Annotated in this window: 19 protein-coding genes; 9 read left to right on the top strand and 10 right to left on the bottom strand. The window is 71.3% G+C overall.

Features of this window, described 5'->3' with window-relative positions; translation table 11 throughout:
- Window positions 1-28 precede the first annotated feature (28 nt).
- Window positions 29-787: a nucleotidyltransferase family protein gene (locus tag BLQ61_RS03470; protein WP_091566746.1), complete on the bottom strand. Its 759-nt coding sequence runs from the start codon at window positions 785-787 to the stop codon at window positions 29-31.
- A 60-nt stretch (window positions 788-847) separates the two neighbouring features.
- Here BLQ61_RS03470 and BLQ61_RS03465 point away from each other — a divergent pair, with 60 nt between their 5' ends.
- Window positions 848-1,912 (top strand): hypothetical protein, encoded by a 1,065-nt coding sequence (locus BLQ61_RS03465; protein WP_245703821.1) that lies wholly within the window; start codon window positions 848-850, stop codon window positions 1,910-1,912.
- 24 nt (window positions 1,913-1,936) lie between these two features.
- Here BLQ61_RS03465 and BLQ61_RS03460 read toward each other — a convergent pair whose 3' ends face one another.
- Window positions 1,937-3,118: a helix-turn-helix transcriptional regulator gene (locus BLQ61_RS03460; RefSeq protein WP_245703820.1), complete on the bottom strand. Its 1,182-nt coding sequence runs from the start codon at window positions 3,116-3,118 to the stop codon at window positions 1,937-1,939.
- Between the two features lie 313 nt (window positions 3,119-3,431).
- On the opposite strand from BLQ61_RS03460, the gene BLQ61_RS03455 reads away from it, so the two are divergent.
- The 3 genes from BLQ61_RS03455 to gap all read left to right on the top strand — a co-directional run bounded on the left by BLQ61_RS03455 (window position 3,432) and on the right by gap (window position 7,610).
- On the top strand, window positions 3,432-4,385 hold the full coding sequence (locus BLQ61_RS03455; protein WP_091566742.1) for a hypothetical protein: 954 nt from the start codon (window positions 3,432-3,434) through the stop codon (window positions 4,383-4,385).
- Between the two features lie 97 nt (window positions 4,386-4,482).
- Window positions 4,483-6,540 carry a transketolase gene (gene tkt / locus BLQ61_RS03450; protein ID WP_091566740.1) on the top strand — a complete coding sequence of 686 codons (2,058 nt, stop codon included), beginning with the start codon at window positions 4,483-4,485 and terminating at the stop codon, window positions 6,538-6,540.
- 71 nt (window positions 6,541-6,611) lie between these two features.
- Window positions 6,612-7,610, top strand: a complete 999-nt coding sequence (gap, locus tag BLQ61_RS03445) for a type I glyceraldehyde-3-phosphate dehydrogenase (RefSeq protein WP_091566738.1) — start codon at window positions 6,612-6,614, stop codon at window positions 7,608-7,610.
- Between the two features lie 70 nt (window positions 7,611-7,680).
- Here the strand turns inward: gap and BLQ61_RS03440 are convergent, their stop codons facing one another.
- From BLQ61_RS03440 to yajC, 4 genes are all read right to left on the bottom strand, one after another.
- Complete coding sequence (locus tag BLQ61_RS03440; RefSeq protein WP_091566736.1) at window positions 7,681-10,110, bottom strand: DUF1631 family protein; 2,430 nt, start codon at window positions 10,108-10,110, stop codon at window positions 7,681-7,683.
- A gap of 42 nt (window positions 10,111-10,152) precedes the next feature.
- Window positions 10,153-11,106 carry a protein translocase subunit SecF gene (gene secF / locus BLQ61_RS03435; protein WP_091566733.1) on the bottom strand — a complete coding sequence of 318 codons (954 nt, stop codon included), beginning with the start codon at window positions 11,104-11,106 and terminating at the stop codon, window positions 10,153-10,155.
- Between the two features lie 20 nt (window positions 11,107-11,126).
- Window positions 11,127-13,028, bottom strand: a complete 1,902-nt coding sequence (gene secD / locus BLQ61_RS03430) for a protein translocase subunit SecD (protein ID WP_091566731.1) — start codon at window positions 13,026-13,028, stop codon at window positions 11,127-11,129.
- Between the two features lie 87 nt (window positions 13,029-13,115).
- Window positions 13,116-13,451, bottom strand: coding sequence for a preprotein translocase subunit YajC (gene yajC, locus BLQ61_RS03425; RefSeq protein WP_091566730.1), 336 nt, complete (start codon window positions 13,449-13,451; stop codon window positions 13,116-13,118).
- A 416-nt stretch (window positions 13,452-13,867) separates the two neighbouring features.
- Between yajC and BLQ61_RS03420 the strand changes: the two genes are divergently transcribed.
- Entirely contained in the window at window positions 13,868-15,004 is a 1,137-nt protein-coding gene (locus BLQ61_RS03420; RefSeq protein WP_091566728.1) for a mechanosensitive ion channel family protein, read from the top strand.
- 128 nt (window positions 15,005-15,132) lie between these two features.
- On the opposite strand, the gene BLQ61_RS03415 is transcribed toward BLQ61_RS03420, so the two are convergent.
- Entirely contained in the window at window positions 15,133-18,777 is a 3,645-nt protein-coding gene (locus tag BLQ61_RS03415; protein WP_091566726.1) for an indolepyruvate ferredoxin oxidoreductase family protein, read from the bottom strand.
- Between the two features lie 170 nt (window positions 18,778-18,947).
- On the opposite strand from BLQ61_RS03415, the gene BLQ61_RS03410 reads away from it, so the two are divergent.
- Window positions 18,948-19,427: an Lrp/AsnC family transcriptional regulator gene (locus BLQ61_RS03410; protein ID WP_091566724.1), complete on the top strand. Its 480-nt coding sequence runs from the start codon at window positions 18,948-18,950 to the stop codon at window positions 19,425-19,427.
- 131 nt (window positions 19,428-19,558) lie between these two features.
- Complete coding sequence (locus BLQ61_RS03405) at window positions 19,559-21,262, top strand: MFS transporter (protein WP_091566722.1); 1,704 nt, start codon at window positions 19,559-19,561, stop codon at window positions 21,260-21,262.
- Between the two features lie 208 nt (window positions 21,263-21,470).
- Here BLQ61_RS03405 and BLQ61_RS03400 read toward each other — a convergent pair whose 3' ends face one another.
- Window positions 21,471-23,678 carry a DUF2868 domain-containing protein gene (locus BLQ61_RS03400; RefSeq protein ID WP_091566720.1) on the bottom strand — a complete coding sequence of 736 codons (2,208 nt, stop codon included), beginning with the start codon at window positions 23,676-23,678 and terminating at the stop codon, window positions 21,471-21,473.
- Between the two features lie 45 nt (window positions 23,679-23,723).
- Entirely contained in the window at window positions 23,724-25,058 is a 1,335-nt protein-coding gene (mltA, locus tag BLQ61_RS03395) for a murein transglycosylase A (protein WP_425415598.1), read from the bottom strand.
- On the opposite strand from mltA, the gene BLQ61_RS17695 reads away from it, so the two are divergent.
- Complete coding sequence (locus BLQ61_RS17695; protein ID WP_175488207.1) at window positions 24,991-25,137, top strand: hypothetical protein; 147 nt, start codon at window positions 24,991-24,993, stop codon at window positions 25,135-25,137. The two genes, mltA and BLQ61_RS17695, sit on opposite strands and share 68 nt — an antisense overlap.
- A 140-nt stretch (window positions 25,138-25,277) precedes the next feature.
- On the top strand, window positions 25,278-25,931 hold the full coding sequence (locus tag BLQ61_RS03390; RefSeq protein ID WP_091566716.1) for a YiaD family glycine zipper/OmpA-like lipoprotein: 654 nt from the start codon (window positions 25,278-25,280) through the stop codon (window positions 25,929-25,931).
- Between the two features lie 22 nt (window positions 25,932-25,953).
- Here the strand turns inward: BLQ61_RS03390 and BLQ61_RS03385 are convergent, their stop codons facing one another.
- Window positions 25,954-26,610, bottom strand: coding sequence for a response regulator transcription factor (locus BLQ61_RS03385; RefSeq protein WP_091566713.1), 657 nt, complete (start codon window positions 26,608-26,610; stop codon window positions 25,954-25,956).

Genomic DNA, 26,610 nt, shown 5'->3' with positions numbered 1-26,610 from the left:
CGGGCCGCGGCGTTTTCACGCCGCCTGCTCAAGTGCCGTTCAGCCTTGCCAGCCGCTCGGGCGTGCCCACATCCACCCACAGTCCGTCGTACAGCGTGCCCGTCACGCGCCCGGCGTCCATGGCGCAGCGCAGCAGCGGCGCCAGCGGCGCGGCTACCCCCTGCGGGTTGCCGGGTGCGATGTCGCACCACGGCGGCGCGAACAGCTCGGCGCGCAGCAGGGCGATGGTGCTATAGGTGAAGCGCGGGCGCGCATCGCCGTCCGGCAGGTTCAGCACGCGCCCGTCCGGTGTCAGCCCGAAGTCGCCGCGCGGGTGCTGCACGGGATTGGGCACCAGCCACAGGTGCGCCAGCGCGTCGCTGGCGGCAAAGCGCTGCACGCATTGCCTGTCGAAGGCGAAACAGGGCGCGAACACGTCGCCTGCCGCCAGCCAAAACAAGGGCGCGTCCAGCAGCGGCAGCGCGCGTGCGATGCCGCCCGCGGTCTCCAGCGCATGGCCGAAGTCGCGCGCCTCGTCGGAGTATGAAATCGATAGCTGAAGATCATTATTTGGTGCAGGCTGGGACAAGAAATTATCGGAAAAATGCTGCTGGATGCGTGCGCCCAGCCAGGCCGTATTGATGACGGCGCGCCGCACGCCCGCACGCGCCAGCGCGTGCAGGTGCCACGCCAGCAGCGGCTGCCCGCGCACGGGCAGCAGCGGCTTCGGGCAGATGTCGGTCAGGGGCCGCATGCGTTCGCCGCGGCCGGCGGCCAGCAGCAGGGCGGGAATCGGGGACGGATGCATGGGCGCGCAGTGTAGGGGCGGGCCCCGATAATGGACGGGCCGCCCCGCCGCCCCGCCGCCATGACCGAACCCTCGCCGCCGCCCGCCGCCCTGCGCCAGCAGCAGTGGCGTGCCCTGGGCCTGCTGTGCGGCCTGGGACTGGGCCTGGCGCCTGTGGCGCCGGATGTCTGCGCGGCGCTGCGCACTCTGGTGGGCGCCGACGCGGCGGCGCTGTTCTGGCTGGATGCGCAGGGCATGCCGGCCGGCTTCTTCCACGAGGATTCGCCGGCGGCCGTGCAGGACCTGTTCCTGAACGAATTCGAGCGCCTGTTCAGCGGTCCCGGCGAGACCAACGTGCACACCCTGGCACGCGCCGATGGGCCGCGCGCCGGCCGGCTGAGGCGCCTGGGCACGCCGTACCTGCGCTCGAACTCCCACAACCTGCTGGTGCGTGCCAGCGGCCACCGCCACACGCTCGACCTGCGCGTGGAGGGCAGCGGCCGCACGCATGCCGTGGCGATGCTGTTTCGCGCCTCCGGCGCCGGTTTCACGGCGGCGGACGAGGCTACGCTGGAGCGCACCGGCGGCTGGCTGGCGCGCGCGTTCGGGCCGCCGCCGGGCGCCGCCGCCGAGCTGCCGGGCATGGCGTCTGGCCCGCCGGGGCATGTGGTGCTGGACGCCGCTGGCCGGCCGCTGTATGCCGACGAGGCGGCCACCGAGCTGCTGCGCCAGGCGCACCTGGCCGGCCTGGGGCTGCAAAGCGCAGCCAGCGTGCCGCCGCCCGACCTGGCCCGGCGCCTGGGCGTGGCGCAGCCCGGCAGCCAGGCGCGCAGCGCTGTGCCCGGGGGCTGGCTGGCGGTGCATCGGCGCGATCTGCAGGCCCTGTCGGGCGGGCCGGTGCAGGAGTTGCTGACCCTGCAGCTGCAGCGCCCCCTGGAGGTGGCGGTGGTGCGGCGGGTGCTGGCGCTGCCACTGTCGCCGCTGCAGGGCGACATCGCGGCGCTGGCCGGCTTGGGCCACGCCCGCGCCGACTGCCACCGCCTGGCCGGCGTGAGCGAGGCCGCGCTCAAGAAGCACCTGCGGGCGATCTTCGCCGCCACCGGTGCCGACGACTGGGAAACGCTGGCCGACCAGCTGCGCCGCTGAGGCCGGCGTGGACGCGCGGGCGGCTCAGGCGGCCGCGGCGCGCGCGTCGCCGGGCGTGAGCAGCATCAGCCGCGCCACCAGTGCCTGCAGCTCCTGCTGGCGCTGGGTGCTGGTCTTGAGCAGCAGCGCGCTCAGCTGCGTGCGCACGGTGCGGATGCGCACGCCCCGCGCGTCGGCGAACGCCTGCGGCGTGCTTCCGCGCGCCAGCGCCAGCAGCAGCGCCGCCTCGGCCGGGCTGAGCCGGTAGGCCTGGCGCGCCAGCGCGACGGCGCCGGCCGCATCCAGCGTGCGCTCCAGCAGCGCCCAGGCCACGCCGGGCGCATGGTGGGGCATGCCCAGACCGGCCAGGTCGCCGGCCGAAAGCGCCACCAGCAGTAGGCCGCCGGCCAGCGGGACGCAGCCGCTGGCGCCGCGCAGTGACTGTGCGAACAACGCCTGCGTCGCGGCGCCTGCCTGCAGCGGCCCGGCCAGCAGCCGGCGCACGTCCGCGTGCTCGCGCCGCGCGGCCAGCGCGTGGGCGTTGGCGTTGGCGTGTAGCAGCCTGCCGGCGGTATCGAAGAACACCAGCCCCACCGACAGGCGCTCCATCAGCGCCTCCAGCCCTTGCGTGCGCGCGCGCAGCGCCAGCGTCTCGCGGTGCAGGAAGGCGGCCTGCTGCAGTGCGCCGAACTCGGCCTGGAAGCGCTGCACCTGCGCTGGGGTAAAACCCGCGTCGTCGCGCTCGCGGTAGACCGAGGCGAACAGGTTGCCCACCGGGTGGTGCGCCCCCCGGCTGCCGCCGAACATGCGTGCGCCGATGCCGTTCGGCTGCAGGAAATCGCTCCTGAGCGCGGCGCGGCGGCGCTGCCGTGCCGGGTCCAGGGCCGCATCCGTCACCACCCAGGTGCCGTCCGGGCCGGCCTGGACATAGCTCTCCATGGCAGCGTCCCACAGCGGATCCTGCGCGCGGAAGTGCTCGGCGTAGCGCGCCGTGGCCTCGGCCGAGATGCCGCTGCCCAGCAGCGCCGGCGCGCCGCTGGCCGACGGCACCTGCAACCAGTACCCCGGATCGGGCTGGGTGGCGAACTCGCCGGCCTGCTGCGCCAGCTGCTGCGGGCTGTTGGCCAGCACGAACCAGCCCACCTGGTCGGCGCCCAGGCTGTTGGCGTAGGCGTGCAGCGCGCCGGCCCAGCGTGCCTCGTCCGCCACCGCGGTCCACAGTTCCATCAGCGCCTGGTGCAATGCCCGCTCCTCGTTGGTGGGTAGGGACGCGATTGTTCCGGGACGATGCGGCGCCGGCCATTCCCCCTCGGGATACCGGCGTGCGCGACGGCGCGCTCCGGGCGCCTGCATCGGTCAGGTGGCCGATAGGCAGCGACGCGCGCGTTTCGAACAATCGGCGCAGGCCCACCGAGGCCGCGTCGGGGCACCGAAACGCGCCGCGCACACCGGGGCCCTATCGCCGCAGTCACCGCCTCCCGGCGTCTGTGCTCTGCGGTCCCATTCCCATCCCATCTTCCGTTTTGCCATCAGGATTGCCATGAAGCAGCACTTTGTCGCCCCCCTCATCGCGTTCACCGCCTCGCTCGCCTGCGCCCAGGTGCCGGTCGATCTGTCGCAGGCCACGCTCACCCTCGAAAGCAGCCAGACCCTGCGCGTGGAGAACCTGCAAGTGCCCGGCCTGGGCAGCTACCGGCTGGACTTCCAGTGGGACCCGGGCAGCATCAGCTTCGTGCCGGTCGTGGCCTCGCTGCTGGGCAACGGCTCGTACTGCGAGAGGGCCCGGGCCTCGGGCAACGTGGGCTATGTCCAGCGCAACAAGGACGGCTACCTGCTGCGCCAGCGCACCGACGGCGCCGTGACCGTGGGCGCGCTCTCGGCGGCCCACTACGGCCCATCGGCATTCACCGTGACCTGGGCCAAGACGGCCAGCGCAGCGGCCAATCCTTACCTGGTGGACCGGCTGGTGCCTGATTTCGACCCGGTCAAGGCGTATGGCGTCATGGGCACGGTCCAGGCCGATGCCTACCCCGGCTTCGAGACCGGCATGCTGGTGGAGGTGGTTGGCAACCTGGCAGGCGGGGCCTTCACGGTGCGCCAGGTGGGCGGCAGCGCACAGGCCTCCTTCAGCTTCCCGGCGACGCAGACCCAGGCGCGCGCCAATTGCCCGGCCAGCGCCAGCGGCGTCTACTCCGGCAACGTCGCCTACGGCACCTTCGCCATCGATGCCTACCAGGTCTCGTTCATCAACGGCCACGAAGGCAGCGTGATGCCGCTGAACGACTCGGCGCACAAGTTCAGCGCCTCTTGGAACGCCGACACGGCCGGCATGGCCGGGTTCAATCACGGCCGGACCAGCAAGGTCCTGTCGCCCGCCTTCCCGGGGTTTGCCGAAGGCGCCGATGTCTTCCTGGCGGACGTGGGCGACGGCCTGGCGGTGACGCAGACCAACGCTGCCTCGCGCGCCGTGGCGACGACCGTTTTCCTGAAGTAGCCAAGGCAGAGTCGCCGCCCTGCCATGGGGGCGGCGGCGACCGCCCCGTAAAATCGCGGGTTTGCACCAACACAACGCCCGTCCGGGGCCCGCCCACATGGCCAATTCTCAACAGATGGCGAATGCGATCCGCGCACTCGCAATGGATGCCGTTCAACAGGCCAACTCCGGCCATCCCGGCGCGCCCATGGGCATGGCCGACATGGCCGTCGCGCTGTGGGGCCGGCACCTCAGGCACAACCCGGCCAACCCGCAGTGGGCCGACCGCGACCGTTTCGTGCTCTCGAACGGCCACGCCTCGATGCTGCTGTACGCGCTGCTGCACCTCACCGGCTACGACCTGCCGATCGAGGAGCTGAAGAACTTTCGCAAGCTGCACAGCAAAACTGCTGGCCACCCCGAGCATGGCATCACTCCGGGCGTGGAGACCACCACCGGCCCGCTAGGCCAGGGCATCACCAACGCCGTGGGCTTCGCCCTGGCGGAAAAGCTGCTGGCCAAGGAGTTCAACCGCGATGGCCACACGGTGGTGGACCACCACACCTATGTCTTTCTGGGCGACGGCTGCCTGATGGAGGGCATCAGCCAGGAGGCGCTGTCGCTGGCCGGCGCCTGGCGCCTGAACAAGCTGATCGCGCTGTACGACGACAACGGCATCAGCATCGACGGCCAGGTCGCGCCGTGGTTCATCGACGACACCCCGGCACGCCTGCGCGCCTGCGGCTGGAACGTCATCGGCCCGGTGGACGGGCATGACGCCGACGCCGTGGCCGACGCCGTGGCGCTGGCCAAGGCCAGCACCGACAAGCCCACCTTCATCGTCTGCAAGACCGCCATCGGCCAGGGTTCGCCCAACCGCGCCAACACTTCCAAGGCGCACGGCGAGCCGCTGGGCGCGGACGAGATCACGCTGACGCGCAACGCCATCGGCTGGAACCACGCACCCTTCGAAATCCCGGCCGAGGTGTACGCCGACTGGGACGGCAAGCGCGCCGGCACGCAGCTGGAGGCCGATTGGCAGCAGCGCTTCGACGCCTACGCCGCCGCCCACCCGGAACTGGCCGCCGAGTTCACCCGCCGCATGGCTGGCGACCTGCCGGCGCACTTCGCCCAGGTGGCCGTCGACCTGGTGGTCAACTCGCAGGCCGCCGCGCAGACCGTGGCCAGCCGCAAGGCCAGCCAGATGGCGCTGGAGGCCTTCACCGCGCAGCTGCCCGAGCTGCTGGGCGGCAGCGCCGACCTGACGGGCTCCAACCTGACCAACACCAAGAGCACGCCCGCGCTGCGCATGGACCCGGAGACCGGCGAGGTGCTGCAGGTCGAAGTGGCGGTGGGCGACCGGACGGTGTGCGTCGGCGGGCGCCACATCAACTACGGCGTGCGCGAGTTCGGCATGGCCGCGGTGATGAACGGCCTGGCGCTGCACGGCGGCTTCATCCCTTACGGCGGCACTTTCCTGACATTCAGCGACTACAGCCGCAACGCCATCCGCATGGCCGCACTGATGAAGCAGCGCGTGGTCCATGTCTTCACGCACGACTCGATCGGCCTGGGCGAGGACGGCCCGACGCACCAGAGCATCGAGCACGCCGCCAGCCTGCGCTTGATCCCGCGCCTGGACGTCTGGCGCCCGGCCGACACGGTGGAGACGGCGGTGGCCTGGAGCGTCGCGCTGTCGAACCGCGACCGGCCCACGGCGCTGCTGCTCTCGCGCCAGAACCTGCCGCATTTGGCCAAGCGCGACCTGGGCGACATCTCGCGCGGCGCCTACATCCTGTCCGAGCCGGAGAACGCCGGCCTGAAGAAAAAGCCCCAGGCGGTGATCATCGCCACCGGCTCCGAGGTGCACCTGGCCATCAAGGCGCAGAAGCTGCTGGCGGCGCAAAGAATCGCCGTGCGCGTGGTCTCCATGCCCAGCACCACCACCTTCGACCGCGAGGACGCGCGCTACAAGCGCCTGGTGCTGCCCGATGGCCTGCCGCGCATCGCCGTCGAGATGGGCGTGACCGACTTCTGGTGGAAGTACGGCTGTGCCGCCGTGGTCGGCATCGACACCTTCGGCGAATCGGCGCCGGCGCCGGTGCTGTTCCAGCACTTCGGCTTCACGCCCGAGAACGTCGCTGACACCGTGCGCGCCGCGCTGCGCCGCCGCTGAAGCCACACCGCCCGGGCGCCGGTGTCCGCGCCCGCTTCGATTTTTTCGCAACCTCCTGGAGCTTCTTCGCCATGACGATCAAAGTGGGTATCAACGGCTTCGGCCGCATCGGCCGCAACGTGCTGCGCTCTGCCGTGCAGAACTTCTCCGACATCGAAATCGTTGCCATCAACGACCTGCTGGAGCCGGACTACCTGGCCTACATGCTGAAGTACGACAGCGTGCACGGCCGCTTCCAGGGCGAGGTCTCGGTCGAGGGCCACACGCTCATCGTCAACGGCAAGAAGATCCGCCTGACGCAGGAGCGCGATCCGGCCAACCTGAAGTGGAATGAGGTCGGCGCCGACGTGGTGATCGAGTCCACCGGCCTGTTCCTGGACAAGGCCAGCGCGCAAAAGCACCTGGACGCCGGCGCCAAGAAGGTGCTGCTGTCCGCCCCTTCCAAGGACGACACGCCGATGTTCGTCTTCGGCGTGAACCACCAGGAATACGCCGGCCAGGCCGTGATCTCCAACGCATCCTGCACCACCAACTGCCTCGCCCCGGTGGCCAAGGTGCTGCACGACAAGTGGGGCATCAAGCGCGGCCTGATGACCACCGTGCATGCTGCCACCGCCACGCAAAAGACCGTGGACGGCCCTTCGAACAAGGACTGGCGCGGCGGCCGCGGCATCCTGGAGAACATCATCCCCAGCAGCACCGGCGCCGCCAAGGCGGTGGGCGTGGTGCTGCCGGCGCTCAAGGGCAAGCTCACAGGCATGAGCTTCCGCGTGCCGACCTCCGACGTGTCGGTGGTCGACCTGACCGTGGAGCTGGAAAAGGAAGCCTCGTACGACGAGATCAAGGCCGAGATGAAGGCGCAATCCGAGGGCGCGCTCAAGGGCGTGCTGGCCTATACCGAGGACAAGGTGGTGGCCACCGACTTCATCGGCGAGACCCACACCTCGGTGTTCGACGCCGACGCCGGCATCGCCCTGGACAAGACCTTCGTCAAGGTGGTGTCCTGGTATGACAACGAGTGGGGCTACTCCAACAAGTGCCTGGAAATGGTGCGCGTGATGGCCCGCTGACAGCGGTAATTTCCATCAAAACAGCCAAAGGCCCATGTCCATCATGGGCCTTTGGCTATCAAAATTGCTGTCAAGCCAGCAGCCGCTCGGGGTCGGCGTCCAGCTTGGTGAGCGCCTCGCGCGTGGCGCGCAGGGTCAGGCTCTCCTCCTCCTGCGGCACCAGCAGCCGTGCCTGCAGGTAGGCCGCCAGCCGGCGCAGCTGCAGCAGGTAGCTGCTGCCTCCGGCGCTGGCGAACAGGTGCAGCTGGTGCCGCTGGCTGTGCCAGACGTACTGCACCTGCGCCGGGCGGCCGTTGTGCTCCAGCGTGAACCAGGCGCCGGGTGCCAGCTGCTGCGCCCAGGCCAGCATGTCCGGCTCCACCGGCGCGCCGTTGTCGGCGACGACCTGGATGGACGAGGCGTCGATGCCCAGCAGCAGTTCGATGTTCTCGGCCGACAGCGGCATCTCGCCCAGCGCCTCGTCGCTCAAATACTCCTCCAGATTCGCCAGCCGCCGCGCCATGGCATCGATGTGCGCCTGCGGGATGGCCGCGGTCTTGGACAGGAAGGCGTCGGACAAGGTATCGGTCAATGCCTTGATCTGCGCGTCCTGCTCGGCCCCCAGCACGCCCAGCAGCTCCAGCCCACGGCGCAGCGACTGCAGCAGCGCCGGCAGGTTCTGGATGACCAGCGCCCGGTCGGCGCGGTTCGGTTTGGCACTGGCGGCCCAGACCAGGTCGGCGGCGGCGCGTTTGCACTCGGCGGTGACGGCGTGCTGCGCGCCGTGGCGCACGGCCGAGACCGCCAGCACCTCGGCCCAGGTCTTGAACAGGAACTGGCGGATTTCCTCGCGCACCGGCATGTCCTGCAGCAGCGCGCGCAGCTCGATGGTGTACTGGATGGCCAGGGTCTCGCGCTGCTCGACCTGCTGCGCGACGCTGGCCAGGCGCGCGGTGGTGTCCTGGCGCCCGGTCAGGAAGCGCGCCAGGAATGCCTCGAACTCGTCGCGCGCGATGGCGAACACGCGCTGGCCGGTCTCGGGGTACTGCTCGATGACCTGCACGATGCGCCGGATCTCGGCCTCCAGCGCGCCGGCGCCGACGCTGGAGGCGTCGAAGCCCAGCACGCAGGCGCCCATGCGGTCGATCAGCTGGCGCGCGGGATGCGTCAGGTTGCTGAAGAAATCCGGGTCGGCCAGCGCCACGCGCAGCACCGGCACCTGCAGCCGCGCGAACCACACGCGCACCGCCGGCGGGATGCGCTCCTCGCTCAAGATGGCCTGGAACATCAGCGCCACCACCTCGATGATGGCCTTTTCGCCGGGCGTCGCGGCCTTTTTCTTCAGCTCCTCGGTGCGCTCGCGCGCCACCTGCGCAACCTGCACCAGCGCCACCGGCGGGGCCTGGTGCGCCAGCACCGTCAGGTCGCCGTAGTGGCTCTCGGCCAGCTGGTACTGGGTGGCCAGGGCCTGCGCCAGCGCCGCCGACGCCGGCGGGGCATGGCCCGGCACCATGCCGGTGGCCGGCTGCATCAGGATGCGCCGCAGCTGCGCGACGACTGCCTGCGCACGCTGGCGCGCACGCATCAGGGGCGCCGCCAGCGCCCCTGTGGCCGGCAGGAAGCTGCCAGCGCCGACGAAGGCGCCAGGCTGGCTCGGCAGCGCACCCGGCCATGCGCCCAGGGCACCGTGCGCGGTGGACGGCCGCAGGCCAGGGTGGTGGGGGTAGGCCGCCGGCTGCGTCAGCGGGCTGGCCGGCAGGGGCCGCGACATCGGTCCCGACAGCGGGTCGGACAGTGACCCGGGGCCGCTGGGCGCAGCGCCGGCGGCCGCCGCTATGCGCCCGGCGCCGGCCGTCGCGGCGGGGTGGCGCACGCGGGTGCGCAGGTCGTCGGCCGATGGACTGGGCACGCCGCGCGCATCGTAGAACTGCACCAGCGCCTGGTACTGCGCCAATGCCAGGGTGGCCAGCTCGCGCTGCAGCGGGTCCAGCACCAGCGCGAAATGCTCGCGCTCCAGGCCGGCCGCGAGCCAGGCGTCGATGATCCCGAGGCACCAGGATTCGGGGCGCAGGATGTCACTGGCCGCCAGCTCCATGCCATCCAGGCGCTGGGTGCGCTGGCGCACCGCCTCGAAGCTGGCGCCGGCCTGCTCCAGCACCGGCAGCGCCATGCGCGATGCGGCGATGCGGTTCTCGACCACGTCGTCTTCCACCAGCGACAGGCCGTCCAGCGCCAGTGGCAGGGGGCGGCTCGGCGCGGCACTGCCCTGGGTGCCGAGCGCCGTCCGCCAGGACTGCGCGGTGCGCTCGGTCCAGCTGCGCTGGTGCGACTGAAAGGCCAGCCAGGCGTCACGGCGCTGCTGCATGTCGCGCTGCGTGGCCGTCTGGGCCATCAGCTCGGTCAGGAACTTGTCCAGCGCCGCGGCCAGCGCCGGCAGGGCGGCGCCCATGCCCTCCACGAAATGCTGGCGCGCCAGCTGGGCGATCCGGCGGGCCGCGGTGAAGGGGGGCGGGGCGTGCATGCATGCGATGTTAGCCGCTGCCCGTGCGGCCGGCGCGGGCCGTCAGACCACGGCGCCGGCGTTGGGATCGTCCGGGTCGCCCTCGCGCTTCGCGCCGGCCTTGACCAGGTCCTCGCGCTTGACGCCGAGCCACATGGCGATGGCCGCGGCCACGAACACCGACGAGTAGATGCCGAACAGGATGCCGATGGTCAGCGCCAGCGCGAAGTAGTGCAGGCTGGGGCCGCCGAAGAAGAACATGGACAGCACCATCGCCTCGGTCGAGGCGTGGGTGATGATGGTGCGGCTCATGGTCGAGGTGATGGCGTGGTCGATGACCTCGTGCGTGTTGAGCTTGCGGAATTTGCGGAAGGTCTCGCGGATCCGGTCGAAGATCACCACCGACTCGTTCACCGAGTAGCCCAGCACCGCCAGCACGCCGGCCAGCACCGACAGCGAGAACTCCCACTGGAAGAAGGCGAAGAAGCCCAGGATGATGACCACGTCGTGCAGGTTGGCGATGATGGCCGCGACGCCGAACTTCCACTCGAAGCGCAGCGCCAGGTAGATCACGATGCCCAGCACCACCATGCCCAGCGCCATCAGGCCGCCGTGCACCAATTCCTCGCCCACCTGCGGGCCGACGAATTCGGTGCGGCGCAGCTCCACGCCCGCGTCCTGCGCTTTCAGCGCTGCCAGCACCTGCTCGCTCTGCTGCGCCGAGGTCACGCCCTTTTGCACCGGCAGGCGGATCATCACGTCGCGCGAGGTGCCGAAGTTCTGCACCACCACATCCGGGTAGCCCAGACCGGCCACCGTGCCCCGCACCTTGCCGATGTCGGCGGTCTGGGTGTAGGCGACCTCCATGACGGTGCCGCCGGTGAACTCCACCGACAGGTGCAGCCCGCGCGTGAGCAGGAAGAACACCGCCAGCGCGAACGTGATGAAGGAAATCGCGTTGAGGATCAACGCGTATTTCATGAACGGGATGTCCCGCTTGATCCGGAAGAACTCCATGACTACTTATTCCTTCGCGTTCATTCGGTGCCAGTGCGGCCCGCCACGGAGCGCAGCTGCGAGGCGTCCTCGGGCTTCCAGACCTGGCCGATGGCCACGCTCTTGAGCTTCTTTTTGCGGCCATACCAGAGGTTGACCAGCCCGCGCGAGAAGAACACGGCCGAGAACATGCTGGTCAGGATGCCGATGCAGTGCACCACGGCGAAGCCGCGCACCGGGCCAGTGCCAAAGGCCAGCAGCGCCAGGCCGGCGATCAGCGTGGTCACGTTGGAGTCCAGGATGGTCGCCCAGGCGCGGTCGTAGCCGGTGGCGATCGCCGCCTGCGGCGCCACGCCGGCGCGCAGTTCCTCGCGGATGCGCTCGTTGATCAGCACGTTGGAGTCGATGGCCACGCCCAGGGCCAGCGCCATGGCGGCGATGCCGGGCAGGGTCAGCGTCGCCTGCAGCATCGACAGCACGGCGATCAGCATCAGCACGTTCACCGACAGCGCGATGGTGGAAAACACGCCGAACAGCATGTAGTACACGCACATGAAGGCGGCGATCGCCAGCATGCCCCAGACCACCGAGTTCACGCCGCGCGCGATGTTGTCCGCGCCCAGGCTCGGGCCGATGGTGTATTCCTCGATGATCTCCATGGGCGCGGCGAGCGAACCGGCGCGCAGCAGCAGCGCCGTGTCGTTGGCCTCCATGGTCGTCATGCGCCCGGAGATCTGCACCCGGCCGCCGCCGATCTCGCTGCGGATCACGGGCGCGGTCACGACCTCGCCCTTGCCCTTCTCGAACAGCACGATGGCCATGCGCTTGCCGACGTTCTCGCGCGTGATGTCCTTGAAGATGCGCGCGCCCTTGGCATCCAGCGTCAGGTTGACGGTGGGCTCCTGCGTCTGGCTGTCGAAGCCGGGCTGGGCATCGGTCAGGTTCTCGCCGGTGAGCACCACCTGCTTCTTGACGATCACCGGCTGGCCGTTGCGGTCCAGGTATTTCTCGTCGCCGAACGGCACCGGGCCGCTGCCCGTCTCGGCCGCGCGCGCCTCGGTGCCCTCGTCGACCATGCGCACCTCCAGCGTGGCGGTGCGACCCAGGATGTCCTTGGCCTTGGCCGTGTCCTGCACGCCGGGCAGCTGCACGACGATGCGGTCCAGGCCCTGCTGCTGGATGACCGGCTCGGCCACGCCCAGCTCGTTGATGCGGTTGTGCAGGGTGGTGATGTTCTGCTTGATGGCCTGCTCCTGCACGCGGCGCAGGGCCTCGGGCTTGATGCTGGCGCTGAGCACGGTAGCGTCGCCGTCCGGCGCGCTGGTGGTCACCAAATCCTGGAACTGGTCGGCGATCAGGTTGCGCGCGGCCGTCAGCGTGGCCTCGTCGCGCACGCGCACGCGCACCGTCTGGCCCTCGCGGGTCACGCCGCCGTGGCGGATGCTCTTCTCGCGCAGCGCGGTGCGGATGTCGCCGGCGTAGCTCTCGGCCTTCTTGGTCAGCGCCGCCTGCATGTCCACCTGCAGCATGAAGTGCACGCCGCCACGCAGGTCCAGGCCCAGGTACATCGGGCGTGCGTGCAGCGCGGTCAGCCAGTCGGGCGAGCGCGAGACCAGGTTCAGCGCCACGATGTACATCGGGTCGGCCGGGTCAGGGATCAGCGCCTTCTCCAACGCATCCTTGGCTTTCAGCTGCTCGTCGGGCGTGTCGAAACGCGCGCGCACCGAGGTGCCTTCCAGCGCCACCGAGTCGGGCTTCAGGCCGGCGGCCTGCAGCGCCTCGGTGGCGCGCTCGAGCACGCCGGAGTCGACCTTGACGGTGGCCTTGGCCGAGGAGACCTGCACCGCCGGCGCCTCGCCGAAGAAGTTGGGCAGGGTATAAAGAAAGCCGATGAGCAGGGCGATCACAAGGATCGCGTACTTCCAGGCCGGGTAACGGTTCATGATCGCGCTCTTCGTCTCACAAACGGGTGACGGGGCGCAGCCGTGCGGCGCGCCCCGTCGCGATGGCGGACACCATCAGGAAAAAATTTACTTCAGCACCGTGCCCTTGGGCAGCACCTGGGTGACGGCGCTGCGCTGCACCTGCACCTCGACGCCATTGGCGATCTCGATGTACATGCTGCCTTCGGACAGGCGCGTCACGCGGCCCAGCAGGCCGCCGGCGGTGGCCACCTCGTCGCCCTTGGCCAGCGCCTCGATCATGGCCTTGTGCTCTTTCTGGCGCTTCATCTGCGGGCGGATCATGATGAAGTACAGCACCACGAACATCAGCACCAGCGGCAGCATGCCGGTGAGCGAGCCCATGATGCCGCCCTCGGCGGCGGCTGCGGGGGCGGTCTGGGCGAAAGCGGAGGAAATCAGCACGGCGGTTGGCTCCGGGAAGCGAAGGGTGACGGGACAGTCGGGGGGGCGCGCCAGCAGCTGTGCCAGCGCGCGGACAGCCGGGCATTGTATGCGGCGCTCCGGGAAAGGCCCCTGCGCCGTACTGGCAAGCGCCCGCGCGCGCCCAGGCTAGGTGTTGCAAATAAAAACAGGCTACAGCCCTTGTATTTAAAGGGTTCTTAGCTATTAAAAAATAGCAAAAGCCCCGGTCGGGTGTTGGGTCATGTCCGGCCGGCAGCCGGGCGCACCAGCCATCGTCGGCCTGGGCCTACGCGTCGGTTCCGCCTCGCTCGTTAGGATGCGACTTTCGCGCCACCGGTTCACTCCCGTGGCGCTTTTGGTTTTGTGGCTGCCTGCCAGTGGGCAGCCGGCAGAGAAAGGAAAGGATTTTGCGCGTGATGGAGTTGCTACCGGATTGGGATTGGTTGCATGCCGAGGGCTGGTGGGGCATCTCGCCCGCCAGCGCTCTGGTGGCCGTGGCGGCCATGCTCGTCACCTATGTGCTGCTGACGCTGGCGCTGCGCTGGGGCCAGCGGCGCGCGCGCCAATTGCAGGAACGTCCCGGCCACAGCGCGACGCGGCTGCTGGCGCGGGTGCTGGCCGGCACCAGCCAGCTGCTGATCCTGCTGGCGGCGCTGCTGGTCGGGCTCGGCTTCCTGGACCTGCCGGACCGCTGGCACAACCGCGTCAGCCAGCTGTGGTTCATCGCCGTGGCACTGCAGATCGGGCTGTGGGGCTCGCGCGCCATCGCGGTGGTGGTCGAGCGCTACCGTGCGCACCACGGCAACACCGGGCCGAACCAGGTCAGCGCCTCGGGCACGCTGATGTCGTGGGCGCTGCGCACGCTGCTGTGGGTGACGGTGCTGCTGTCCATCCTGGCCAACCTGGGGGTGAACATCACCGCCTTCATCGCCAGCCTGGGCGTGGGCGGCGTGGCGGTGGCGCTGGCGGTGCAGAACATCCTGGCCGACCTGTTCGCCTCGATGGCGATTGCCGTGGACAAGCCCTTCGAGGTGGGCGACTTCATCGTCGTCGGCGGTGTCGCCGGCACGGTGCAAAAAGTCGGTGTGAAGACCACGCGCATCAAGGCCCTGAGCGGCGAGCAGGTGGTCATGGGCAACACCGACCTGCTCAAGCAGACCATCAACAACTACCGCGTGATGCGCGAGCGGCGCATCGTGTTCGCCTTCAGCATCGCCCAGTCCACGCCGCCCGAGAAGGCCGCCGCCGTGTCGCAGGCCGTGGCCGAGATCATCCAGGGCGTGCCGCAGGTGCGCTTCGACCGCGCGCACTTCAAGGGCTTCGGCGCCAGCTCGCTGGACTACGAGGTGGTCTACATCGTCGAGGACCCGGGCTACAACCTGTACATGGACATCCAGCAGCGCATCAACCTGGAGCTGCTGGGGCGGCTGCAGGTGCTGGACGTGCAGCTGGCGGTGCCGGTGAGCCGGGTGCAGGTGGCTTCCGGGCAGACGGGCGTCCACGCGCAGGGCGTGCCGGCCCAGGCCGAAACCGGCGCACTGCCTGCTGCGTAAGGCCGGTATTCGCTCCCTCTCCCTCTGGGAGACGGTAGGGTGAGGGCGGCTGTTTTGGGCGCGGCGCCTCTGGCATGGTCCCTCACCCTGCCCTCTTCCGCCGTGCGGGAGAGGGAGACGGAGGCGACTCAGGCCGAGGTGGGCGCCGGGCGCGATGCCGGCTGCCGGGTCTGCTGCGGATCGCGCCAGCGCGCCAGCAGCGCATCCCACCTGGCACGTGCCGCCTGCAGGTGGCGTTCCTTCACGTGGCCGTAGCCGCGGATGTCCTCGGGGATGGAGGCGATCTCCACCGCCAGCGCCAGCCGTTCCGGGCTCAAGCCGGTCAGCAGCTCCTCGATGCAGGCGCGGTACTGCTGGATCAGCGCGCGTTCGGTGCGCCGCTCCTCGGTGCGGCCGAACGGATCCAGCGCCGTGCCGCGCAGGCCTTTCATCTTCGCCAGCAGCGTGAAGGCGTGGCGCATCCACGGCCCGTAGGCTTTCTTGACCAGCTCGCCCCGGTCGTTGCGGGCGGCGGTCGTTGGCGGCGCCAAGTGGTGCACGATTTTGTAATCGCCCTCGAACATGCCCGCGATGCGCGCCGTGAAGGCGGGATCGGTGTGCAGGCGCGCCACCTCGTACTCGTCCTTGTAGGCCATCAGCTTGAACAGGTAGCGCGCCACCGCCTGCGCCAAGCGCGTGCTGCCCGGCGCCACGCGCGCCTCGGCGGCCTGCACCTGCTCGATGAAGGTACGGTACTCGGCGGCGTAGGCAGCGTTCTGGTAGCCGGTCAGGAATTGTTCGCGCCGCTCCAGCATCTCGGCCAGGCCGGGTTTTTTCACGAACTGGATGACCTGCGCCATCGCCAGCAGCGCGCGCACCCCGGCCGGGTCGTGCGCCAGGCGCCGGCCCCATTCGAAGGCCGCCTGGTTGTTCGCCACCTGCACGCCGTTCAATTCCATGGCGCGCATCAGCGCGGCGTGCGACAGCGGCACCCGGCCCTGCTGCCAGGCGTAGCCCAGCATCAGCGGGTTGGTGTAGATGCTGTCGCCCAGCAGCTGGGTGGCGGCGTCGCTGGCGTCCAGCACGCCCAGCAGCTCGCTGCCCACGGTCTGGGCGATGGCGGCCTCGCAGCTGCCGGCCGGAAACTGCCAGTCGGGGTCGTGCACGAAGGCCGCCGCCGGCGTGCCGTGGGTGTTCAGCGCGACGAAGGTGCGCCCGGGCCGCATGGCGGCCAGCGTGGCCTTGTTGGCGGCGACGATGGGGTCGCAGCCGATCACCAGGTCGGCCTGCGCCGTGTCCACCTTGGTGGTGTGGATGGCCTCGGGGCGGTTGGCGATCTGCACGTGGCTCCAGGTGGCGCCGCCCTTCTGCGCCAGGCCGGCCGCGTCCTGGGTGATGACGCCCTTGCCCTCCAGATGCGCGGCCATGCCCAGCAGCGAGCCGATGGTGATCACGCCCGTGCCGCCGACGCCGGCGACCACGATGCCCCAGGCGCTCTGGGCCACCGGCAGCACCGGCTCAGGGATCGGCGGCAGGCTGGCCAGGTCGCCCTTTTTTTCCTTCTTCGGCTTCTTCAGCTCGCCGCCCTCGACAGTGACGAAGCTCGGGCAGAAGCCCTTGACGCAGGAGTAGTCCTTGTTGCAGGTGTTCTGGTTGATGCGGCGCTTCCTGCCGAACTCGGTTTCCACCGGCTCCACCGACAGGCAGTTGGACTGCACCGAGCAGTCGCCGCAGCCCTCGCACACCAGCTCGTTGATGAGCACCGTCTTGGCAGGCGTGGCCAGCTTGCCGCGCTTCCTGCGCCGGCGCTTTTCCGTGGCGCAGGTCTGGTCGTAGATCAGCGCCGTGCAGCCGGGCACCTCGCGCAGCTCGCGCTGGATGCGGTCGAGCTCGTCGCGGTGGAACACCTCGACGCCGGGCGGCAGGTCGTTTAGCAGCTCGGGCCGGCCGTCGCGCGCGGCGTTCGCCGGGTGCGTGCGGCCGGCGTATTTCTCCGGCTCGTCGGTCACCACCACCAACTTGGCGATGCCCTCGGCGCGCAGGCTGTGCGCGATCTGCGCCACCGAGTGGCCCTCCGGGCGCTCGCCCACTTGCTGGCCGCCGGTCATGGCCACGGCGTCGTTGTAGAGGATCTTGTAGGTGATGTTGGCACCCGAGGCAATCGCCTGGCGGATGGCCAGCAGCCCGCTGTGGAAGTAGGTGCCGTCGCCCAGGTTGGCGAAGACGTGGCGGTCCTGGGTGAATGGCGCCTGGCCGACCCAGGTCACGCCCTCGCCGCCCATCTGTGTGAAGGTGCTGGTGGCGCGGTCGGGCATCCAGTTGGCCATGTAGTGGCAGCCGATGCCGGCCACGGCGCGGCTGCCCTCGGGCACGCGGGTGCTGGTGTTGTGCGGGCAGCCGCTGCAGAACCATGGCATGCGCTCGCCGGTCTGCAGGGTCTGCGCGGCCAGCTGCTGCTCGCGTGCGCGCACCACCGCCAGGCGCTCGTCCATGCGCGCGGCGATGTGTGTCGGCACGCCGAGTTTTTTCAGCCGCCGGGCGATGGCTTGGGCGATGAGCGCCGGCGTCAGGTCGGCCTTCGGGCGCAGCAGCCAGTTCTGGCTCGGGTTGGGCAGGCCCCACTCGCCGCCGGAGTGGTCGCCCTCGACCTCGTCGAACTTGCCCAGCACGTCCGGGCGCACGTCGGCGCGCCAGTTGTAGAGCTGCTCCTTGAGCTGGTACTCGATGACCTGGCGCTTTTCCTCGACCACCAGGATTTCCTGCAGGCCCTCGGCGAACTGGCGCGTGATGTTCGCCTCCAGCGGCCAAACCACGTTCACCTTGTGCACGCGGATGCCCAGCTCGCGGCAGGTGGCGTCGTCCAGCCCCAGGTCGACCAGCGCCTGGCGCATGTCGTTGTACGCCTTGCCGCTGGCGATCAGCCCGAAGCGGTCGCGCGCACCACTGTCGATCACGTTGTAATTGAGCTTGTTGGCGCGCACGTATGCCAGCGCGGCGTACCACTTGTAGTCCATCAGCCGCGCCTCCTGCTCCAGGGGCGCGTCGGGCCAGCGGATGTGCAGGCCGCCGGGCGGCATGGCGAAGTCCTCCGGCAGCACGATGCGCACCCGGTCCGGGTCGACCGAGATGCTGGACGACGACTCGACCACCTCCTGCACCGTCTTCAGCCCCGACCACAGGCCCGAGAAGCGGCTCATGGCGAAGGCGTGCAGGCCCATGTCCAGGATGTCCTGCACGCTGCTCGGGAAGAACACCGGCGTGCCGCAGGCCTTGAAGATGTGGTCGCTCTGGTGCGCGGCGGTGCTGCTCTTGCTGATGTGGTCGTCGCCGGCCACGGCGATCACGCCGCCATGCCGGGCGGTGCCGGCCATGTTGGCGTGCTTGAACACGTCCGAGCAGCGGTCCACGCCCGGGCCCTTGCCGTACCAGATGCCGAACACGCCGTCGTGCTTTTTCGACTCGGGGTACAGATCCAGCTGCTGCGTGCCCCACACGGCGGTGGCGGCCAGCTCCTCGTTCACGCCCGGCTGGAAGACGATGTGCTCGGCCGCCAGGTGCTTGCGCGCGGCCCACAGCGCCTGGTCGTAGCCACCCAGGGGCGAGCCGCGGTAGCCGCTGATGAAGCCGGCGGTGTTCAGCCCGGCGGCGGCGTCGCGCTGGCGCTGCAGCATCGGCAGGCGCACCAGCGCCTGCACGCCGCTCATGAAGGCGCGGCCCTCCTGCAGGGTGTATTTGTCCTCCAGGGTGACCGTTTCAAGCGCACGGCGGACGTGCTCGGGCAGGGGGGCGTTCATGGTGGTGTCTCCGTGGGTCTGCTGCTGCGTGCCGCAGGGTGCGCGGGCACAGGTCTGCTCGGCCGGTAGGCCATGCGGGGCAGTGTATGCGCGCGATGGGCGTATGTCTTTTCGTTCTTTGCCGTGTTTACCCTGATATAGGAAAGATCCTTTCTTGAAACAATCGAAAAATGGAAACATTGGATCGCTACGATATCGCCATCCTGGGCCAGCTGCAGCAGGAAGCGCGCCTGACCAACGCCGAGCTGGCGCAGCGCGTCGGCCTGTCGGCCGCGCCGTGCTGGCGCCGCGTGCGGGCACTGGAGGAAGCGGGATTCATCCGTGGCTACCACGCCGAGATCGACCGCCACAGGATCGGCCTGGGCGTGCTGGCCTTCGTGCGCCTGGACGCCGAGCGCAACACCGGCGAGCTGACGCGCGCCATGGAGCAGGCCATTGCGCAGATTCCCGAGGTGGTGTCGTGCCACTACATCAGCGGCACCGGTACCTTCGAGCTGCAAGTGGTGGCGCGCGACCTGGATAGCTTTTCGCAGTTCGCGCGCACGGTGTTGCTGAACCTGCCCAACGTGAAGGACATGCACACCAGCTTCTCGCTGGGCGAGGTCAAGGCCGGCGGCGCTCTGCCGCTGGCGCACCTGGGCGGCGCCTGATTGCTCCTCGATTGATAGCTGTAGGTCTTTGAAACACAAGGGCCAGAGGGCGAATTGACCTGAAACCGCGCGCCGGGCGGGCAGGCGCGGCCGCCAGCAGGTTCGCGCCCGCTTCGCCACAATGCCGGCACATGCCGCCCCAGCCCCCGCACGACACTTCCCCGGCCACGCCGCCCGCCGCCGCCATCTCCGCCACGGCCGATGCCGCCGAAGCCGCGGCGCGCGCCGAGTTCCAGCGTGCCGACGCGCCGCCCGCCGCCACGCCCTCGGCGCTGGCGCCGCTGTCGGTGCCGGTGTTCCGCATGCTCTGGCTGACCTGGCTGGCGGCCAACACCTGCATGTGGATGAACGACGTGGCCAGCGCCTGGCTGATGACCACGCTGACCAGCTCGCCGGTGCTGGTGGCGCTAGTGCAGACCGCGTCCACGCTGCCGGTGTTCCTGCTCGGGCTGCCCAGCGGCGCGCTGGCCGACATCCTGGACCGGCGCCGCTACTTCATGGCCACGCAGTTCTGGGTGGCGGCGGTGGCGCTGGTGCTGTGCGTGGCCATCCTGGCCGGCGGGCTGTCGGCCTGGACGCTGCTGGCCCTGACGTTCGCCAACGGCATCGGCCTGGCCATGCGCTGGCCGGTGTTCGCCGCCATCGTGCCCGAGCTGGTGCCGCGCGCGCAGCTGCCGGCGGCGCTGGCGCTCAACGGCGTGGCCATGAATGCCTCGCGCATCATCGGCCCGCTGGTGGCCGGCGCCGTCATCGCCAGCGTCGGCAGCGCTTGGGTGTTCGTGCTGAACGCGCTGCTGTCGGTGGTGGCCGGGCTGACCATCCTGCGCTGGCGCCGCGCGCCCACGCCGCAGCCGCTGGGGCGTGAGCGCCTGGCCAGCGCCATGCGCGTGGGCATCGCGTTCGTGCGCGAATCGCCACCGATGCGCGCGGTGCTGGCGCGCATCGCGGTGTTCTTCCTGCATGCCACGGCGCTGCTGGCGCTGCTGCCGCTGGTGGCGCGCGGGCTGCAGGGCGGCGGCGCGGGCACCTTCACGCTGCTGCTGGCGTCCATGGGCGCGGGGGCCATCGCCTCGGCGGGCTTCCTGCCGCGGCTGCGCCAGAAGATGGCCATGGACGCGCTGGTGGCGCGCGGCACGGCGGTGCAGGCGCTGGCCACGGCGCTGGTCGCCGCTGCGCCCAACGTCTACGTGGCGTCGGCGGCGATGGTGCTGGGCGGCGCGGCCTGGCTGACCACCGCCAACTCGCTCACCGTCTCGGCGCAGCTGGCGCTGCCCAACTGGGTGCGCGCGCGCGGCATGTCCATCTACCAGATGGCCATCATGGGCGCCACCGCCAGCGGCGCGGCGCTGTGGGGCCAAGTGGCGGGCTGGTCCAGCGTGCGCGCCAGCCTGGGCGCGGCGGCGCTCTCGGGGGTGCTGCTGATGCTGCTGGTGCAGCGCCTGGTGCCGGGGCGCCACGGCGACGAGGACCTGAGCCCGGCGCTGGCGACGAGCCTGCGCCGCCCGCACGCCGAGGTGCCGCCGGCCACCGGGCTGCGGCTGGTGACCAGCATCGAATACCTGATCCAGCCGGCGCGCGCCGCCGACTTCCGCGCCGTGATGCGCGACAGCCGCCGCGCCCGGCTGCGCGCCGGCGCGCTGTCGTGGGAGCTGCAGCACGACATCGAGGAGCCACGCCGCTACGTCGAGCGCATCGTCGACGAGTCCTGGACCGAGCACCTGCGCCGCTTCGAGCGCATCACCGCCTCGGATATCGCGCTGCGCGACCGGCGCTTTGCCTTCCACGTCGGCGAGGCACCGCCGGTGGTGTCGCGCTACGTGGTCGAGGGCGACTGAGGAGGCGGAGGTTGCAGCCCCGGAACCAGGGTGTCGTCCCGCATGGCTGCGACTGGTGGACGGTGCACGCAGCCAGCGCGGCTGCCCGTGCCGGGCTGCGCCAGCGGCATGCCCTGCCGTGCGGGCGCAGCGCGACCAGGGGGCTGAATTGCTCCTGAAAAAATAGCTACATGCCCTTTGCCTATAAGGGCTGGGGTCGGTTTTGACTTCAAGCCATAGCGTCAGGCGCCGGCGGCGCGGCCGTAGTACCGGCGGGCAGCACCTGCTGCAGCAGCTCACCCAGCAGCGCCGCCAGCGGGTCGGCGGGCGGTGCCGGCTGTGTCAGCCCGGCCTGCAGCACCGGCCAGCGCGCGGCGATGCCGGGCGCCAGCTGCGCGGCCCAGCCCTCGGCCTGCTCGCGCAGGGCGTCCGGCGGCAGGCGCAGCTGGTGCGCCAGCACCAGGTACAGCAGGCACGCGGCTTGGACGCTGGCACGCAGCGGGTCGGGCGCGGCGCCCTCCTGCGGTGCCTCGGCCGCCGCGCCGCGCCGCTGGCGGCCCTGCAGCGTCCAGGCGGTGGCGCCGCCCAGCAGCGCGCCCAGGGCGGTGCCGGCGCCCAGGCTCAGCCCGCCCAGGCCCAGGTCGATCAGCGCGCCGGCCTTGGCGCCAGCGGCCGCGCCGGCGGCGGCGCCGGCCGAGGTGCCGAGCACCGAGCGCAGCGGCAGCGCGGCGGGGCGTGCGTCGGCCAACGCCGGAGGCTGCGCCGGCGCCGTGCCCGCGGCTGGCCCGGGCGTGGGCGTCGGCGTGACCGGTCCGCCGGCCATGTCCAGGCCCGCCTCCTCCCGCCCGGGAGCGGGCGCCGGATGCGCGCGTGGCAGCCGGTGCAGGGCGCGCAGCGCCGCCTCCAACTGCAGCAGTTGGCGCCGGCGCCATTCCTGCGCGTCGGCGCCGACCGGCGGCGCGGCGCAGGCGCGCAGGTGCCGCGCCAGCAGTTCCAGCGCATGGGCGAAGCGCTGTTGGTTGCCCGCCTGCCAGGCGTCGCGCAGCCGTGCCAGTGCCGCCGCGCGTTCGGGCAGTACGGGGGCCAGCCGCTCGGGCAACGCCGGCTCCAGCGGCCAGCTGGCGCCCCAGTCGCGCCAGGGCAGGGTCAGCAGCGGCGCGTCGCGCCAGGCGGCGGGCCACTGCGCCTCGGGCACCGGCTCCCAGGGCTGCAGCACCGCTTCCACCGGCTCCGCGGACGCGCCGGCGTCGGCTGCCGGCACGGCATGCAGCTGGTCGAACGCGGCCGGGTCGGCGTGCAGTGCCAGCAGCTGCGCCAGCCCTGCGGCCCCGGACGCATCGGCGCCGACCACGCCCAGCCGCACCCGCGCCGGCAGCGTGTCGCGCAGTGCAGTCCACGCCGCTGCGCCCATGCTCAGGGCGCAGCGCGCGGCCAGCCGCGCCTCGCGCCAGCGGCACCAGGCGGCCAGCAGCAGGCGCGGCAGCATCACCACCAGCGCCAGCAGGCCGACGTACATCCACACCCAGCGCGCGCCGGCGGCGCCGCTGCCGGCGAAGTCCTGCGCCGCGGCGACCTCGGCCAGCGAGAACGGCTCCAGCCCGGCCAGCGCGGTCAGCGGCAGGAACAGCACGCGCGCGATGGCGTGCACCTGCTCGGCGTTCAGGAAGGTGCTCTCCCAGCCGAACTGGTAGCGCACCACCAGTCCGCGCAGCAGCAGCGACAGCGCCAGCCCGGCGCCGGCGGCGGCGGCGCACAGGTGCAGCACGCGCGCCAGCCGCGTGGCCTGCAGCGGCGCGGTGTGCGCCAGCCAGCGGGCGTGGAACTGCGCCGCCACCCGCCCGGCCAGGCCGCGCCGCGGCGCCCCCAGGCGCGCCAGCGCGGCCAGCAGGCTGCTGGCGATGCCGGCGGCGGGGCCGCTGGCGTTGCCGGGGGCAGGGCCGATGCCGGCGGCGGTGGTGCCGTCCGCGGTGGCCCGTGGCCGCAGGCGGCGGTGCAGCGCGCGCGCGGCCAGCAGCAGGTAGGCCAGCAGGTTCCAGCCCAGCACCGCCAGCAGCGGCGGCGACAGCAGGTCCACCCGGTGTGCGTTGGCGATGCGGTCGGCGGCCACGCCGGCCAGCAGCACCGCCAACGGCAGCACGCGCGCCAGCCAGCGCCAGCGGTTGTCGCCGGCGTCCAGCGCGGCGATGCGCGGTGCGCGCGCGCCGGCGTGCGCCAGCAGGGCCTGGGCGCGCGGCACCAGCACGTCGCCGGGGCCGGGCCAGTCCACGCCGCGCGCGCGGGCGCTGGCGACGGCCTGGCGCAGCGCGTCCTGGCGCTCGGCGCCGGCGACCAGCTCGTGCGCGGCGTCAGCCTCCAGCACCGCCTCGGCCAGCAGCACGCTGCGCGCCTGGGCCTCGGGCAGAAGAAGCTGGCGGCCGTCGGATGCTCTTGGTTTCATAGCTGCAGGCGCTTGCGGATCAAGGGCTGGAGGCGATCTTGACTGCTATTTGGGCCACAACGCCCACAGGCGCAGGTTCTGCTTCAGCCGGCCGGCCTGCTCGCCCGCCTGCTCGCCCCAGCCGGTGAAGAAGTCGGCGCGCACCGCGCCGACGATGGCGCTGCCGGTGTCCTGCGCCAGCACCAGGCGCGACAGCTGCGCCGTCGGCCCGCTGGAGGCCAGCCACACCGGCGTGCCGTAGGGGATGCTGGCGCGGTCCACGGCGATGGAGCGCCCGGGCGTCAGCGGCACACCCTGCGCGCCGCGCGGGCCGAAGTCGGCGTCCAGGCCGGACAGGGGCTCTTCGCGGAAGAACACGTAGCGCGGATTGGCCCAGAGCATCTCCTGCACGCGCTGCGGGTTGGCCTGCGCCCAGGCCCAGATGCCGGGCCAGGTGGCGTCGCGCACCAGGCCCTGGTCGAGCAGCCAGCGGCCGACGCTCTTGTACGGGTGGTCGTTGGTGCCGGCGAAGGCCACGCGCACCACGCGCGTGCTGCCATCGGCCTCGCGCAGCTGCAGCCGGCCCGAGCCCTGGATGTGCAGCACCAATGCCTGCACCGGGTCGCGCACCCAGGCGATGGCCCGGTCGGCCAGCTGCATGCGCGCCTCGGGCAGGGTGTCGATCTGCTGGCGCGTGTACCAGGGCCGGCGCGCGCCCAGGTCGGCCGGGGGGCGGTACAGGGGCACGTCGAAACCGTTGCCGGGCGTGCGCGAGGCCTCCAGGAAGGGCTCGTAGTAGGCGGTCAGCAGGCCGTCGGGCACGCCGTCCAGCGACTCGATGCGGTAGGGCTGCAGGCGCCCGAGCATCCAGGCGCGCTGCTCGGCCTCGCTGGCGATGGACAGGCGGCGCACATCGCCGCACAGCGGCACGAAGGCCGGCGCCGGTCGCTCGCAGCTGCGCAGCCAGGCATTCCAGGCCTCGTGCAGCGCGTCGGTCTCGAAGCCTGGCAGCTCGCTCCACGGCACCGGCACCCAGCGGCTCTTGCTGACCGGCGGCTGGCCGGTCAGCGGGCCGCTGGGCGGCGCCGGTACGGCCACGGGGCCGGGCGGGGCGGTCGGGGGCAGCGGTACGCGCGTGGTACAGGCGGCCAGCCAGACGGCCGCCACGGTGGCGGCCAGCAGCGGCATCAGGCGGGACAGGGTCAAGGAGCAGCTCCGGTAGGCAGGGAAGGCGCGCCGAGCAGGGACAATCGCGGGGACTGGGACGACAAGGCGGGCGGCGGGCGCCCGCGCCAGGGATCGCGGTGCCCGCCGGGCGGGCAGGGGACAGGCCATGGGGCTGATTTTGCTTGAAGCATTGATGGCGCTGGTGCTGCTGCTGGCCATCGTCTGGTGGACCATGTTTTCCGGCAGGAAGCGCGGCGAGCTGCCGACGCAGCAGAAGCGGCCGGAGGACGCCGGCGCGCAGCGGAGCGACTGAGAGCCTGTTGACGCACCTGCCCTGCGGCCGGCCTGCCCGCGGTCCTACAGCGGCGCCCGCCGGGCCGCGGCTACGCTGCCCGGCACACCGGCCGCGGCATGCCGCCGCCGGTTTCATCCCACCATCACAGGAGCTGAACCATGCGTAAACCCCTTCTCGTCGCCGGCCTTTCGCTGTCCCTGCTGGCCGTCGGCTGCGCCGACATGAACCTGACCGACACCCAGCGCCGCACCGCCACCGGCGCCGGCGTGGGCGCCCTGGGCGGCGCCGCCATCGGTGCCGTGGCCGGCGGGCATGCCGGCAAGGGCGCGGTGATCGGCGCTGGCGTGGGAGCCCTGGGCAGCTACATCTGGTCGCAGCGCATGGAGCGCCAGCGCCAGGACATGCAGGCCGTCACCCAGGGCACGGGCGTGCAGGTCAGCCAGACGGCCGACAACCAGCTGAAGCTGGACATCCCCAGCGACATCTCGTTCGCCACCAACCGCGCCGACATCCAGCCCAACTTCCGGCCCATCCTGGACCGCTTTGCCGAGGGCCTGCGCAACAACCCGCAGGCCGAGGTGCGCATCGTCGGCCACACCGACTCCACCGGTACCGACGCCATCAACAACCCGCTGTCGGTGGACCGCGCCACCAGCACGCGCAACTACCTGACCAGCCTGGGCGTGAACGGCGCGCGCATCCACGTCGAGGGCCGCGGCTCGCGCGAGCCGATCGCCAGCAACGAATCCGCCGACGGCCGCGCGCGCAACCGCCGCGTCGAGATCTACGTGGGCGAGCGCGGCCAGGGCTAACACCCGGCCCGCCCCGTGGCCATCAGGCCGATGACGGCGGGCGCAGCAGGTTGGCCAGTTCCACGGCCGACTTGACCTGCATCTTCTCGAACACGCGCGCACGGTGCACCTCCACCGTGCGCACGCTGATGTTCAGCTGGTCGGCGATGAGCTTGTTGGGCATGCCGTCCACCACCAGGCGCATCACCTCGCGCTCGCGCTCGGTCAGCTCGTCGAGCCTGCGCCCCAGTTGGCGGCGCGCGTGGCGCGCCTGCAGGTGCTGCCCGGAGGCCTGCAGTGCCGCCTGGATGCGGTCCACCAGCGCGTTGTCGGAAAACGGCTTCTCGCAAAAGTCGAAGGCGCCGCTCTTGACGCTGGCCACCGCCGTGGGCACGTCGGCATGGCCGGTTAGGAAGATCACGGGGATGGCCTCGATCTCGCCGCGCTCGGCCATGCGCTCGAACAGCGCCAGGCCGCTCATGCCGGGCATGCGCACATCCAGCAGCAGGCACGCCGCCTGGCGCTGCTGCAGGCCCTGCGCGGTGCGTTCGGCCAGCATGGCCTCGAAGGCCTCGGCGCTGGCGTAGGACTCGCTGAGCACGCGGCGCGAACGCAGCAGCCAGGCCAGCGCGGTGCGCACCTCGGCGTCGTCGTCCACGATGTACACCGTGGCGGGAATGGCGGATGCGGCTGGGTCCAT

This window comes from Oryzisolibacter propanilivorax (assembly GCF_900103645.1).
In the GTDB taxonomy this organism is placed as follows: domain Bacteria; phylum Pseudomonadota; class Gammaproteobacteria; order Burkholderiales; family Burkholderiaceae_C; genus Melaminivora; species Melaminivora propanilivorax.
This window is presented reverse-complemented; position numbering and strand designations above follow the sequence as displayed.

Excerpts from the sequence above, each read along its gene's own strand:
- BLQ61_RS03470 (WP_091566746.1), bottom strand. The coding sequence starts at position 787 with ATGCATCCGTCCCCGATTCCCGCCCTGCTGCTGGCCGCCGGCCGCGGC.
- BLQ61_RS03465 (WP_245703821.1), top strand. The coding sequence starts at position 848 with ATGACCGAACCCTCGCCGCCGCCCGCCGCCCTGCGCCAGCAGCAGTGG.
- BLQ61_RS03460 (WP_245703820.1), bottom strand. The coding sequence starts at position 3,118 with ATGGAACTGTGGACCGCGGTGGCGGACGAGGCACGCTGGGCCGGCGCG.
- BLQ61_RS03455 (WP_091566742.1), top strand. The coding sequence starts at position 3,432 with ATGAAGCAGCACTTTGTCGCCCCCCTCATCGCGTTCACCGCCTCGCTC.
- tkt (WP_091566740.1), top strand. The coding sequence starts at position 4,483 with ATGGCCAATTCTCAACAGATGGCGAATGCGATCCGCGCACTCGCAATG.
- gap (WP_091566738.1), top strand. The coding sequence starts at position 6,612 with ATGACGATCAAAGTGGGTATCAACGGCTTCGGCCGCATCGGCCGCAAC.
- BLQ61_RS03440 (WP_091566736.1), bottom strand. The coding sequence starts at position 10,110 with ATGCACGCCCCGCCCCCCTTCACCGCGGCCCGCCGGATCGCCCAGCTG.
- secF (WP_091566733.1), bottom strand. The coding sequence starts at position 11,106 with ATGGAGTTCTTCCGGATCAAGCGGGACATCCCGTTCATGAAATACGCG.
- secD (WP_091566731.1), bottom strand. The coding sequence starts at position 13,028 with ATGAACCGTTACCCGGCCTGGAAGTACGCGATCCTTGTGATCGCCCTG.
- BLQ61_RS03420 (WP_091566728.1), top strand. The coding sequence starts at position 13,868 with ATGGAGTTGCTACCGGATTGGGATTGGTTGCATGCCGAGGGCTGGTGG.
- BLQ61_RS03415 (WP_091566726.1), bottom strand. The coding sequence starts at position 18,777 with ATGAACGCCCCCCTGCCCGAGCACGTCCGCCGTGCGCTTGAAACGGTC.
- BLQ61_RS03410 (WP_091566724.1), top strand. The coding sequence starts at position 18,948 with ATGGAAACATTGGATCGCTACGATATCGCCATCCTGGGCCAGCTGCAG.
- BLQ61_RS03405 (WP_091566722.1), top strand. The coding sequence starts at position 19,559 with ATGCCGCCCCAGCCCCCGCACGACACTTCCCCGGCCACGCCGCCCGCC.
- BLQ61_RS03400 (WP_091566720.1), bottom strand. The coding sequence starts at position 23,678 with ATGAAACCAAGAGCATCCGACGGCCGCCAGCTTCTTCTGCCCGAGGCC.
- BLQ61_RS17695 (WP_175488207.1), top strand. The coding sequence starts at position 24,991 with ATGGGGCTGATTTTGCTTGAAGCATTGATGGCGCTGGTGCTGCTGCTG.
- mltA (WP_425415598.1), bottom strand. The coding sequence starts at position 25,058 with ATGGTCCACCAGACGATGGCCAGCAGCAGCACCAGCGCCATCAATGCT.
- BLQ61_RS03390 (WP_091566716.1), top strand. The coding sequence starts at position 25,278 with ATGCGTAAACCCCTTCTCGTCGCCGGCCTTTCGCTGTCCCTGCTGGCC.
- BLQ61_RS03385 (WP_091566713.1), bottom strand. The coding sequence starts at position 26,610 with ATGGACCCAGCCGCATCCGCCATTCCCGCCACGGTGTACATCGTGGAC.